The 11,371-nt window shown below is 72.4% G+C and carries 11 protein-coding genes; 4 read left to right on the top strand and 7 right to left on the bottom strand.

The features are described from left to right. Positions 1 to 28 precede the first annotated feature (28 nt). A complete protein-coding gene (locus Voc01_RS54620) occupies positions 29 to 466 on the top strand; it encodes a helix-turn-helix domain-containing protein (RefSeq protein WP_203927585.1) in 438 nt (145 codons plus the stop codon). A gap of 11 nt (positions 467 to 477) precedes the next feature. On the opposite strand, the gene Voc01_RS12735 is transcribed toward Voc01_RS54620, so the two are convergent. The 3 genes from Voc01_RS12735 to Voc01_RS12725 form a co-directional block, all read right to left on the bottom strand. Beyond that, positions 478 to 1,089 carry a ClpP family protease gene (locus Voc01_RS12735; RefSeq protein WP_203927584.1) on the bottom strand — a complete coding sequence of 204 codons (612 nt, stop codon included), beginning with the start codon at positions 1,087 to 1,089 and terminating at the stop codon, positions 478 to 480. 70 nt (positions 1,090 to 1,159) lie between these two features. Next, positions 1,160 to 1,780 carry a ClpP family protease gene (locus Voc01_RS12730; protein WP_203927583.1) on the bottom strand — a complete coding sequence of 207 codons (621 nt, stop codon included), beginning with the start codon at positions 1,778 to 1,780 and terminating at the stop codon, positions 1,160 to 1,162. A gap of 124 nt (positions 1,781 to 1,904) precedes the next feature. Beyond that, the gene (locus tag Voc01_RS12725; protein ID WP_203927582.1) at positions 1,905 to 3,782 is read right to left on the bottom strand and encodes a pectate lyase-like domain-containing protein; all 1,878 of its coding nucleotides are present in this window, start codon (positions 3,780 to 3,782) and stop codon (positions 1,905 to 1,907) included. Between the two features lie 197 nt (positions 3,783 to 3,979). Between Voc01_RS12725 and Voc01_RS12720 the strand changes: the two genes are divergently transcribed. Continuing rightward, positions 3,980 to 4,684: a DUF5808 domain-containing protein gene (locus tag Voc01_RS12720; RefSeq protein WP_203927581.1), complete on the top strand. Its 705-nt coding sequence runs from the start codon at positions 3,980 to 3,982 to the stop codon at positions 4,682 to 4,684. 78 nt (positions 4,685 to 4,762) lie between these two features. Here Voc01_RS12720 and Voc01_RS12715 read toward each other — a convergent pair whose 3' ends face one another. Then, complete coding sequence (locus tag Voc01_RS12715; RefSeq protein ID WP_239160142.1) at positions 4,763 to 5,662, bottom strand: CE1 family esterase; 900 nt, start codon at positions 5,660 to 5,662, stop codon at positions 4,763 to 4,765. Between the two features lie 119 nt (positions 5,663 to 5,781). Here Voc01_RS12715 and Voc01_RS12710 point away from each other — a divergent pair, with 119 nt between their 5' ends. Next, positions 5,782 to 6,732 carry an ArsR/SmtB family transcription factor gene (locus tag Voc01_RS12710; RefSeq protein WP_203927580.1) on the top strand — a complete coding sequence of 317 codons (951 nt, stop codon included), beginning with the start codon at positions 5,782 to 5,784 and terminating at the stop codon, positions 6,730 to 6,732. On the opposite strand, the gene Voc01_RS12705 is transcribed toward Voc01_RS12710, so the two are convergent. Beyond that, positions 6,703 to 8,061 carry a TIGR03621 family F420-dependent LLM class oxidoreductase gene (locus tag Voc01_RS12705; protein ID WP_203927579.1) on the bottom strand — a complete coding sequence of 453 codons (1,359 nt, stop codon included), beginning with the start codon at positions 8,059 to 8,061 and terminating at the stop codon, positions 6,703 to 6,705. The two genes, Voc01_RS12710 and Voc01_RS12705, sit on opposite strands and share 30 nt — an antisense overlap. 705 nt (positions 8,062 to 8,766) lie before the next feature. On the opposite strand from Voc01_RS12705, the gene Voc01_RS12700 reads away from it, so the two are divergent. Then, entirely contained in the window at positions 8,767 to 9,480 is a 714-nt protein-coding gene (locus tag Voc01_RS12700) for a hypothetical protein (protein WP_203927578.1), read from the top strand. Here the strand turns inward: Voc01_RS12700 and murQ are convergent. Then, complete coding sequence (gene murQ / locus Voc01_RS12695; protein ID WP_203927577.1) at positions 9,473 to 10,393, bottom strand: N-acetylmuramic acid 6-phosphate etherase; 921 nt, start codon at positions 10,391 to 10,393, stop codon at positions 9,473 to 9,475. The genes Voc01_RS12700 and murQ overlap by 8 nt on opposite strands. Then, entirely contained in the window at positions 10,390 to 11,328 is a 939-nt protein-coding gene (locus tag Voc01_RS12690) for a MurR/RpiR family transcriptional regulator (protein ID WP_203927576.1), read from the bottom strand. The genes murQ and Voc01_RS12690 overlap by 4 nt, the downstream gene beginning before the upstream one ends. Positions 11,329 to 11,371 lie beyond the last annotated feature (43 nt).

The following is an 11,371-nucleotide window of genomic DNA, read 5'->3' as shown; positions in this document are numbered from 1 at the left end:
CGGGTACGGCCGACGTTATGGTGTGCCGATGGCGGACCTGGTGTTCCTCGACCCGCGGCGCCGGCCCCGGCCGGTACTGCTGCGCACGCTCGTCGGCGACGTGCTGCGCCGCCACCGGCAGGGCCAGGGCCGCACTCTCGCCGACGTGGCGCGGGCCGCGCGGGTCTCGATGCCGTACCTGTCCGAAGTGGAGCGCGGGCGCAAGGAAGCCAGTTCCGAGGTGCTCGCCGCGGTGTGCGGCGCGCTGCGGATCGACCTGTCCGACCTGCTGGCCGAGGTGTGGCACGACCTGGCGGCCGAGCCGGCCGACCCGGCCGCGCCGGGCGACCAGCGGCGGCGCGACCCGGCCGCCGGGCGCGTCGCGGCGTTCCAGCGGCGTGCGGCGGAGCCGGTGCCCGGCCGCGGCCCGGTCGGGCGCGGCCGTCCCGCCCGCGGGTCGTCCGACGTGGTGCTCCTCGCCGCGTAGCGCACCGGCCGTCAGCCCACGCGGGCCAGGGGTTCCGGCTTGCGGGAGCTGATCACGCGGTCCGCCAGACCGTAGGCGACCGCTTCGTCCGCCGACAGCGTCATGCTGCGGTCAGTGTCGGCGCGGATCTTCGCGGTCGGGTTCCCCGTGTGGCGGCTGAGGATCTCGTCCATCTCGGCGCGCACCCGGGCCACCTCCTTCGCCTCCACGGCGAGGTCGGGCAGCGTCCCGCGGGCCTGGCTGGTCGGCTGGTGCAGCGTCACCTTGGCGTGCCGCAGCACCGAGCGCCGGCCCGGGGTGCCGGCCGCGAGCAGCGCGGCGGCCGCCGAGGCCGCCTGTCCCACGCAGAACGTGGCGACCGGCGAGCGCACGAAGTTCATCGTGTCGTAGATCGCGGTCAACGCGCTGAACGAGCCGCCGGGGGAGTTGATGTAGATGCCGATCTCCTGCTCGTTCACCGAGTCGAGGTAGATCAGCTGGGCGATCGTCACGTTGGCGACGCCGTCGTCGATGGCGGTGCCGAGGAAGATGACCCGCTCGGACAGCAACCGCGAGTAGATGTCGAAGGCCCGCTCACCCAACGGCGTCTTCTCCACGACCGTGGGAATCAGGTAGTTGCTCATGCGTTCGCTCCGCTTCGCTTCGCGAGGCATTCGCCACGCACTGAGTTGATGATTCGCTCGCGAGGCTCGCTCATGAGCCCACCCCCACGGCCCGCCGCGCGATGGTCGGACGGACGTCGTCGACGCGCTCCAGGATGTGGTCGATGAACCCGTAGTCCTTCGCCTCCTCGGCGGTGAACCAGCGGTCGCGCCGGCTGTCCTTCTCGACGGTCTCCACGGTCTGGCCGGTGTGCTCGGCGATGAGCCGGGTGAGCGTCCGGCCGATCCGTTCGAGCTGGCCGGCGTAGATCTCCACGTCGGCCGCGGTGCCGCCGAAGCCCGCCGAGCCCTGGTGCATCAGGATCTGCGCGTGCGGCAGGCTGAACCGCTTGCCGCGCGCGCCGGCCGACAACAGGAACTGGCCCATGCTGCCGGCGAGGCCCATGGCGAGGGTGCTGACGTCGTTGGGAATCAGGCGCATCGTGTCGTAGATGGCGAGCCCGGCGCTCACCGAACCGCCCGGCGAGTTGATGTACAGGCTGATGTCGCTGCGCGGGTCCTCGGCCGACAGCAGCAGCAACTGGCCGCACAGCCGGTTGGCGATGCCGTCGTCGACCTCCGCGCCGAGCACGATGATGCGTTGGTGCAGCAGCCGGGCGGCCACCTGGTCGTCGATCGACCCGCTGAGCCCGGCCACGGTGGTTGTCGTCATGCACCCACGATGGAGCCGGGAGGCTTTGCGTACCAAGGGAATCTGCTGAGAGCAGAGTCTATGGGGGACCGCGGGACGCCTCCTGCCCGGGTAGGCGCCCCGCGGTCCGGTCCTGCTACTCCCGCTACGGAGCCGGGTACTCCGTGATGTACACGGGCACACCGATCCGCGTGGTGTCGGCCGGGTCGCCCACGCCGTTGACGACGTGGTCGATGGTCCCGGCGCTGAGGTTGACCGTCATGATGTGGTGCAGCTTCACACCCGGACGGTTCGGCACCTCGAACCCGTTCTCCGTGTGGATCGACGGATTGTTCTGGTTGAACACGTACACGCCGGCGCCCCACAGGGTGTGGTTGCGCACCTTGTCGCCGACCTTGTAGCCCGCGTAGCCCTCGACGTCGCCGTTCATCCAGTCGGCCTGGGTGGGCGGGTCGTACGGCAGCTCGTTCTGGTACAGGATCGTCGTGCCGTGGTCGCCGTTCCACACCGTGTTGTAGCGCTGGAAGTGCTCGACGAACAGGCCGGTGGCCGTCACGTGGTCACCGTTGATGACCGCGCCGTACCGACCGGTGTTGGTGTTCCACCGCTGGGTGTCGGTGAAGCCCTCGACGCCGTGGTCGCCGCGCCACACCCAGGTGTGGTCGATGAGCACGTTGTCGCTGTTGACCTCAAGCGCGATGTGCGTCTTGCCGACGTGCGGGCCGCCGACGCGGAAGTACACATCGGACAGTGTGGTCGGGTTGCGCCGGTCGCTGTGTCCGTGCCCACGCTTGCTGCCCACGCGCAGGAGAACGGGGGACTCGCGGAGCCCGGCGTCGATCGTCACACCGGCCACGATCGCGCCGGGAACGTCGGCCACCTCGAGCGGCACCGCGCCGTTCACGGCGGTGAGCGTCGCGTGCCCGATGCCCAGCACGACGGTGTTCGCCTTCTTCACCTCGATGGTGCGGGAGATGTCGTACAGGCCCGGCGTCAGCAGGAGGTGCCTGCCGCGGGCGAGCTGGCTGTTGATGGTGTGCACCGAGTCGCCCGGCTTCGCCACGTAGAAGTCGTCGAGGTCGATCGAGCGTCCCGGTGTCATTCCGTTCGCCCACGTGACGCCGCGCGTGTCGCGACCGGCCGACGGAACGCGGACCTTGTACTTGCCGCGCGAGTCGACGTACAGGTACGGCTTCTCGCGGCTGACCGGGGTGTTCTCCAGCGTGGTGTAGGGCGGGTTCGGGAACGCCGCGTCGTCGGGCGCGCCGACCACACCGGCGAACACCTGGTTCCACACGCCGTTCGACCAGCCGGCCACCTCGCTGTTGCGGGTCAGCCACTGCTGCTGCGAGCCGTTGGTGGTGGCGGGCAGCCGCGAGTCGGCGATGAAGCCGCCGCTGGCGTACTGCGGTCCGGCGGTGCAGTAGTCCATGAGGGACAGTCCGCCCCCGGTGATGTTCAGCCGCCGCATCGACACGGCCTGCGACACCGCCCAGAAGTTCGCGCTTCCGCGGCAGCCGTCCTGTCCTTGTGCGTTGATGTTGATCGACAGGTTGGAGATCGTGCGCCAGAAGTTCACCAGCGCCAGGCAGTTGGCGGTGCCGCCCTCCGTGAGGCACCGGTTGTAGACCTCGACCTTGCCGTTGATGACGACGTCGGTCGGAGCCGCGCCGAGGCCGGAGACCTCGGTGTAGTAGCCGACCTTGAACTGCAGCGGCTGCTCGGCGGTGCCGTAGGTGCCCGGCTTGAACAGGAACGCGTAGCGACGCGTCCCCATCTCGTCGTCGACCTGCTGCGCGTGGGTGGCGTCAAGCTTCGCTTGAATCTGGCTCACCGGCATGCTGGGATCGAAAATAGTGACATTCGGGCCGAAGCTGGGCGTGCTGGGCCGATTCGAGTGGGCGGAGGCGGCCGGCCCGGTCACGGCGATCGCCGTCGCCACGGAAAGGCCGATCACGAGGGCCCGGCTGCGGCTGTGCTGGCTACGGCGCCGCTCCGGTTGCTCCTCGGTAATGGGGGTCATGCGAAGGGGTCCTTTCTCGGGGTGGCGTTCGTCGTGAGAGCGCTCTCTCGCGACGCCCGTGAGGGACAGGTCAGAGGTGACGGTGGATGCGATGTTTCTACCCTGTGAACCGGCGAAGCGCCATGGGTTCCCTGAGTTTTCCCTGGTCTCTTCGGCACCGGTCGGCTCCGCTGGTGGACCCGCCGTAGCCTGGAGCAATGGTCGCTATCGTGGGCAAACTGATCGCCGCGGCAGCTGGCGCCCTGGTCGGTGCCGCCGTCGCCAAGGAACTGGAAAAGCCATCCGACCAGCGCGGCTGGCACGGCGAGGTGGGCGGCGTGCCGTACGACTTCCGTCGTCCGACCGCCGACAAGCTCCGCCGCTCCGCCTGGGACCCCGACAACCCGGAGGTCTTCGTCCCCCACGCCTTCGGTGTGGGGTGGAGCATCAACTTCGCGCGCCTGGCCGAATGGGTCCAGCCCCCGCCGGCCGCGGAGTCGTCCCCGGCCCCGGCGGAGCTGACCCCGGCACCGCCGAAGCCGGAACTGGCAGCCGCGCCGGCGGGCACTGCCGCGCCGGCCGCAACGGAGGTGGCCACGGGGGCTGCGGCGGGAGCTGCCTCGGTCGCCGCGGCGGCGGAGACGGTGGCGGCGCCGGAGACGGTGCCCGTCCCGGGGATGGCGGCGGTGGCCGAGCCGGAGCCCGCTGCGGTGCCCGGCCTGGCCACCGCGCCCGAGACAGCAAGCATGGCCGACACCGCGCCCGCGCCGGACACCGGGCCGGAGGCCGCGGCCGTGCCGATCACGCCGGCGACAACCGCCGAGCCGGACGCGCCCGTGACCCCGGTGACCCCCGCACCCGCCGTCGACACCCCGGACACCCCGGCCGGCCCACCCGACGCCACCGGCGACTCGCGGGGCTGACCCGGCGGCGTATACGGTCCAGCAACGACCGGGCACGCATGAACATCATCTTCGGAAATGATGTTCGTGCGTGCCCGGTCACCGTGTGCGGGGGTGCTCCGCGAAGAACCGCCACAGCACCTCGGTCGCCGAGAAGGGTGCTTCGGGCCAGCCCAGCGTTCCGCCGGCCGCGCCCGGCCACACGTGGGCCATCCCGGTCACGCGGTACACGTCGACGGTGCTGCCGTCGGCGCACGCGGCCACCGTGCGGGCGACCGCCGGGGCCGGTGCCGTCGCCGGGGCCGGGGTGCAGCGCAGGCGCTCCTGCCACCGGGTCACACCGGTGTCGTACGAGGAGTAGCCGCCGTCGGCGGTGCCGATGACGGTGATGAGGGAGACCGGGGAGCGGGGAACGTAGGCGGCGTCGGCCGCGCGGGCGCCGGCGTACCCGGCGCTGACGACGCCGATCGCGGCGAAGACGCCGGTGGTCTCGACGGCAGCCCGGTAGCTCATGTCGCCGCCGTTCGAGATGCCGGCGAGGTGGACGCGGTCGGCGTCGGCGCCCCACGTGGTGACCAGCTCGCGGGCCAGCTCGCGCAGGAACGTCACGTCGTCGGCCGAGCCGCAGCAGGTCATTCCGTTGAACGTGCCGTTGACGCCGTCCGGGTACGCGACCAGGAAACCGTGCCGGTCGGCCACCGCGTCGAAGCCGCTCAGCTGGCGGAAGAACGTTCCGGTGCAGGGGCGGCAGTGCAGCCCGATCACCAGCGGCACCGGCGTACCGGGCACGTACGACGGCGGCGCGTACACGACGGCGGCGCGCCGCGTCCCGTTGATGGACAACGACACGGTGTGGGTGCCCGGTGCGGGCGTCACCGGCGCGGCCGACACTGACGGCACGGCCGACGCCGCGGCCGCAGGGGGCGCCGAACCGGACGGCCGCGGGGATCCGCAGCCGGCCACCAGCGACATCACCACGCACACCGCGACGAGACACATCCGCACGGTGTGCACGATCGACGCCGGACCGCGACCGGTCAACCCCTTCGGCGCAGAGCGAAAGGGTGCGACGATCGGGCATGCTCCGCATCCGGTTGTCGCCAACGGATCTGGGCCGCGTGCGGATCGCCACCGGGCCGCACCCGCTCGGAACGGCGGTGCTCGCCACCCAGGCGCTGCGCGATCCGGCGGTCGCGGCGACGGCTCCGGAGGTCGCCGCGCGGTTCCGGCTGGCGGCACCGGAGCTCGGTCCGCTGCTGCACCTGTTGCCGGCGCGCGGTGTGCTGCCGGACTTCCTCACGCCGCGCACCGACACCGACTCGATCGAGGACGGCCTCTCGGTGCTCCGGGCCACGTCGGCGCGCCGCATCCGGTCGGAGGTCGGCGCGGCGTCCGTCCACTTGCGACCGACGTTGCCGCGCCGGCGGTTCGCCGACGCCGACCCCGAACTGCTCGACGCCGTCGCCGGCGCGCTGCGCCATCTCTTCCACGCCGTCCTCGCGCCGGACTGGCAGCTCCTGCTCCGCGCGTACCGGCGCGACGTCACCGAGGTCGGGCACCGGTACGCACTGTCCGGTGTGGACGGTGTGCTCGCCGGCCTGCATCCCGCGATCCGGTGGCGGGCACCGGTACTGGAGGTCGACACCTGTCGGCGGCCGGCCGAGCTGCGTCCGGGCGGCCGCGGCCTGCTCCTGTACCCGTCGCCGTTCGCGGGCCCGCGGCCGCGCGTGCTCGCCGAGCCCGGGCGGCCGGTGCTCGTCGTGGTGCCGGCCGCGGCGCTGGTGCGGTCCGCCGGCGATCCGCTCGCGGAGCTCATGGGACGCACGAGAGCGGCCGTGCTGCGTGCCGCGGGCCGACCGGGGAACCACACCACCACGGCGCTGGCCCGCGCCGTGCGGGTGAGCCTGTCGTCGGCCTCGGAGCACCTGGCCGCGTTGCGCGCGGCCGGCCTGGTGACCAGCGTCCGCGACGGGCAGGCGGTCGTGCACCGCGTCACCGCGCTCGGCCGCGGCGTGTCCGGCGAGCCGCCCGACCGCTGCCTATCCGGCGAGCCGCTCGACCACGGGTAGCGCCTCGTCGACGTCACCGAGCATGAACGACGTGACCCCGAGCCGCTCGCGCAGCTCGTGCACCTTGGCGACCAGCGCGTCGACCGTGCCGATGAACACGTGCGGCGACTCGAGGATGTCGGTGGCGCTGAGCTCGACGCCGGTCGCCTGCCGGAGCCGGTCGGCGCGGTCCTGCGCGACCGACCTCGCGTTGTCGGTGATGACCAGCGGACCGCCGCTCGGATACACGTTCAGCTCCAGCGACGCGAACCGCTCGCCGGCCGCCTCGCGGACCCAGGCGACCTTCTCCTCGGCCGCGGCGATCGTGACGCTGTGCGCGTCGGGCGGCGGCATGCCGCTCGCGACCGGTCGGATGCGCGGCGCCAGTCCCACGATGTCGGCCTCGCGGGCGGCGAGCGTGAGCGTGCGACGGCCGCCACCACCGATGAACACCGGTGGATGCGGCTTCTGGACCGGCTTCGGGAAACCGTTGTGCCCGTCGATGGTGAAGAATTCGCCGCGGTAGGAGAACGGCTGGTCGGCGAAGCAGCCCTTCAGCACGGCGACGGTCTCCTCCAGCCGCGCGGTGCGCACGGCGGGCGGGTCGAACGGCAGCCCGACCGCGTCGTGCTCGGCCTTGTTCCAGCCGGCGCCGATGCCGATCTCGAGGCGACCGCCGGAGAGGACGTCGATGGTGGCGAGATCCTGCGCCAGCACGGCCGGGTGCCGCAGCCCACTGTTGAGCACGAACGGCATGACGCGCAGCCGCTCGGTGACCGCGGCGACCGTCGCCAGCACCGGCAGCGGCGCGTGCTGTTCGATGAGATGGTCGGGCAGCACCAGGCCGGCGAAGCCGGCCGACTCCGCTTTCCGGGCCGTGGCGACGAGGGTGCGCGCGTCGTCGGTCGATCCGGCGGCGACTCCGAAGAACCTGTACATCGCGCCAGTATCCCCGCTCCGGGCGGCGTCGGCGGCACCGTCCGGAGCGGGGAAGCCCTGCTTGTACACCCGCACGTAGTCGACGAGCATGCGCGACGGGAACGGCGTGGTGGCGCGGCGGAGGCCGCGGTGAACGCGGCGTTCTCCGTGGGCGACGCGGTGGCCGGCATGCCCTGGGAGAGGAATGCCTCGGCGGCCGTGGCCGGCGCTGCGGCGACGGCGAGGTAGGTGGGCGACGGCGAGCAGGACGGCCGCGGCGAAGGCGGCCGGGCAGTGGGTGGCGGCCGGGCGCCGCATCGCGTCGCGTGCCGGCGGTCGGGCTCGTCGGTGCAGGGCCGGCGTAGGTGGGCGGTGCGCGAGGATCCGGGCCGGCCGCGGGTGGTGGCGGGTCGGCGGCTGGCGGCGGCTCATCGGCACTCCTTCGGGGGTCGGCGCGTGCCGGACCGGTGGCCCATGGGTGCGAGGGGTCCGGGGCGAGCCCGGTGGGCGGTGCTGGCGGGCGGTGCTGGCGGGCGGTGCTGGCGGGCGGTGCTGGCGGGCGGTGCTGGCGGGCGGGTGTGCCGATCGTGCTGGGGCGACCGGCCGCCGGGCGGGACGGCCGATCGCCGGACAGCGGCTTTGAGCGCAGGGAGAGCGCTCTCTGGTTGCCCAGGGTGGCGCTTTCGTCGAAAGTTGTCAATGTCCGGTGTCTCCGGTCCCGGCTTCCGTCCGCGCATAGCGTTCCGCCGGCCGCTCGCTCCGCCCTGCGTCTCGGTACTGCTACGCCTGGCCCGCATCGACGATCGTCAGCGACTGGGCGCTGAGGCACCCCATCCGGGTCGCATGAGGTGCCTGAGTGCCCGGCCGCTCACCGACATCGATGTTCCATCGTGCGCCCGCGCTGCGTCGCCGCCGCCCGCCCGCCGCTCCGCCCGCCGCCGGCCGCGCTGCCGGTCTCCCCGCGATCTTGCAGTTGTGGCCCCTGACAAGTCCAGACATAGCACGAAATAACGGCGGCCACAACTGCAAGATCGGCGCAGCCGGGCACGGAGGGTGGGGTGGCGCCTCGCCTCGACGGGGCGTTGGTCTGCTGGGCTAGCATGACGCGGTCCGAGGCGACTGGTGAAGCGAGGCGGCATGCGGTGGTTCCGGCGGGGGTCGGCCGACAACCAGATCATGCTCGATCCCGGGCGGCAGCAGGCGCTCGTCCAGGAGATCCGGCAGCGGTTCAGCCCGTCGGCGCGGGTGCGGTTCGACGAGCAGGCCGCCGCGTTGGCGCCGATGCTGGGCACCGACGACAACGCGTTGGCGGTCGCCGTCAGGATTGTCCGGGACGTTGCCGAAGAGGCTTATGCCGACGTGTATGCGCAGGTCAGCGACGTCAGTCGGCGGAGTGGGCACCAGTATGCGGTCGACCGGCGTAACTACCGGGCGCTGTGGCGGCACTTCGGTCCGCACCTGCGTACGCCGCTGTTCAACCTGCCGTGCGGGTTCCACCCGTACATCCACGTGGCCGGCGCGGTCGCCGTCATCGGGGTGCATCCGGCCCGCGTGATGAAACTGCCGGGCGCGAACGCGCTCCTCGCCCACCTGCTCGAGATCCTCGACCTGACGACGTCGGGCTGGGAGTTCGGCAGTGTGCCGGTCGGCACCGACGCCGCCCATCTGGCCAGCCGGCTCATCTCGGTGTCGCGGCAGGTGATCGACACGATGGACGAGCCGCCGCCGCTGCCGCCGCCCGTTCGGGAGACGATGCGCAGCAACCGCACCACCAACGTCGTCGACGCGAACAACGTGGTGGTGGGCGGCATCAACCTCGGCGCCGACATGCGCCGGATCTTCCTCACATAGCGGAGCCGTTCAACAGGCGCATCGCCCGGTGCACGTGCCCCTCGGTCGCGGCCAGCACCTCCCGCGCCCGCTCGACGCTCGCACCCGCCACCAGCGTCAGCACCGCCACCTTGGCGTCGCCGTCGGCGGAGCGGAGGGCGGCCCGGCACGCCGCGACGTCGGCGCCGGTCGCCTCGGCGACGATGCGGAGCTGACGGGCCCGCAGCTTGTCGTTCGACGCGAGCATGTCGGTCATCAGGTTCGAGTACGTGCGGCCGAGGCGCACCATCGTCGCCGTCGAGAACGTGTTCAGGACGAGCTTCGCCGCCGTGCCGGCCTTCATCCGCGTCGACCCGGTGAGCACCTCGGGTCCCGTGTCGGGCGCGATGTGGATGTCCACAGCGGACGCTATCGGTGAGAGCGGGTTGGCCGAGACCAGCACCGTGGCGGCGCCGCGCGACCGGGCCATCGCGAGAGCGGCGCGCACGTACGGCGTCCGTCCACTCGCACTGACCCCGACGACCAGATCGCCGGCGGTGACCGCGGCCACGGCGCTGACGCCCGCCGCCTCGTCGTCCTCCGCGTTCTCCGACGGGTTCGTCAGCGCGTGCGAGCCACCGGCGATGTGCGCCACGACGCGGCCCGGTTCCAGGCCGAACGTGGGGATCAGCTCGGCCGCGTCGAGCACCGCGATGCGCCCCGACGTTCCGGCGCCCACGTAGTGCACCCGGTGGCCGGAGCCCAACGCCTCCACCGCCAGGTCCACCGCGCTCGCGATGAGCGGAAGGACGAGGCCGACGGCGGCGGGAACCGTGTGGTCCTCGTCGTTGATCAGCCGCAGCAGGTCGGGAACGGGCATGCGGTCGAGGGAGCCGCTGCGCGGGTTGCGCTGCTCCGTGCGCGACAACGGCACCGGCTCGACGCCGCCGATCATGCCGGCCGCCGGTCGGTGGGCACCCGCCGGCCGCTGACCGCCTCACGCGTGACGTCGAGGGCCATCCGGGTCTCCGAGTAGGTGCGTTGGGCCACCCCGACGAAGACGCAGTCGATGACGGTGAGCTGGGCCAGCCGGCTGGACATCGCACCGGACCGGAACGTGGTCTCGCGCGCGGCGGTCGTGAGCACGTGGTCGGCCACGCGGGCGATCGGCGACTTGGGGAAGTTGGTCAGCGCGACCATGCGCGCGCCGTGCCGGCCCGCCTCGGTGAACGCCTCGATGGTGTCGACGGTGGTGCCGGTGTGCGAGATGCCGAAAGCGACGTCGCGTTCGTCGAGGAGGGCGGCACTCGTCAGCGCCAGGTGCAGGTCGCTCCACGCGTAGGCGATGCGCCCGACGCGGTGCAGCTTCTGCTGGAAGTCCTGCGCCACGAAGCCGCTGGCACCCACGCCGTAGATGTCGACGCGGCGCGCGCCGGCGACGAGGTCGACGACCTGTTCCAGCACCGCGATGTCGATCTGCATCGCCGTGTCCTCCACGGCACGCGCGTCGGCGAACGCGATCTTCTTGACGACCTGGGAGAGGTCGTCGGTCTCGCTGATGTCGCTGCCGATCGCCTCGTCGGCACCCGCCGAGTCGGCGGCGCGGCCGGCCTCGGCGGCGAGCGTGAGTCGCAGTTCCGAGTACCCGCCGAAGCCCATGGCGCGGCAGAACCGGATCACGGTGGTCTCCGAGGAGCCGGCGCGTTCGGCGAGGTCGCTGATCGTCAGGTGAGCGGCGGTGGCGGCCTCGTCGATGACGACCTGGGCCACCCGGCGTTCGGCCGGCGACAGGCTGGGCAGCAGGCCGCGCGCCCGCACCGTCGTGGGCGAGCGGTCGGCGACCCTGCGGTCCGCCGGTTCACTTGCGGGTGGACGCTTCCGGCCTGTCATGTAGGAGACTGTCCTTTGCCTCGGGAAGACGGTCAATCGGTGC

Origin of the sequence: Virgisporangium ochraceum, assembly GCF_016863655.1 — a bacterium.
Lineage (GTDB): Bacteria > Actinomycetota > Actinomycetes > Mycobacteriales > Micromonosporaceae > Virgisporangium > Virgisporangium ochraceum.
The sequence above is the reverse complement of the archived record's forward strand: the minus strand, read 5'-3'. Positions and strand labels throughout refer to the sequence as shown.

What these genes read in the sequence shown, in the direction of transcription:
- Voc01_RS54620 (WP_203927585.1), top strand. Translation starts at nt 29, where the DNA reads ATGGCGGACCTGGTGTTCCTCGACCCGCGGCGCCGGCCCCGGCCGGTA.
- Voc01_RS12735 (WP_203927584.1), bottom strand. Translation starts at nt 1,089, where the DNA reads ATGAGCAACTACCTGATTCCCACGGTCGTGGAGAAGACGCCGTTGGGT.
- Voc01_RS12730 (WP_203927583.1), bottom strand. Translation starts at nt 1,780, where the DNA reads ATGACGACAACCACCGTGGCCGGGCTCAGCGGGTCGATCGACGACCAG.
- Voc01_RS12725 (WP_203927582.1), bottom strand. Translation starts at nt 3,782, where the DNA reads ATGACCCCCATTACCGAGGAGCAACCGGAGCGGCGCCGTAGCCAGCAC.
- Voc01_RS12720 (WP_203927581.1), top strand. Translation starts at nt 3,980, where the DNA reads ATGGTCGCTATCGTGGGCAAACTGATCGCCGCGGCAGCTGGCGCCCTG.
- Voc01_RS12715 (WP_239160142.1), bottom strand. Translation starts at nt 5,662, where the DNA reads ATGTGTCTCGTCGCGGTGTGCGTGGTGATGTCGCTGGTGGCCGGCTGC.
- Voc01_RS12705 (WP_203927579.1), bottom strand. Translation starts at nt 8,061, where the DNA reads ATGAGCCGCCGCCAGCCGCCGACCCGCCACCACCCGCGGCCGGCCCGG.
- Voc01_RS12700 (WP_203927578.1), top strand. Translation starts at nt 8,767, where the DNA reads ATGCGGTGGTTCCGGCGGGGGTCGGCCGACAACCAGATCATGCTCGAT.
- murQ (WP_203927577.1), bottom strand. Translation starts at nt 10,393, where the DNA reads ATGATCGGCGGCGTCGAGCCGGTGCCGTTGTCGCGCACGGAGCAGCGC.
- Voc01_RS12690 (WP_203927576.1), bottom strand. Translation starts at nt 11,328, where the DNA reads ATGACAGGCCGGAAGCGTCCACCCGCAAGTGAACCGGCGGACCGCAGG.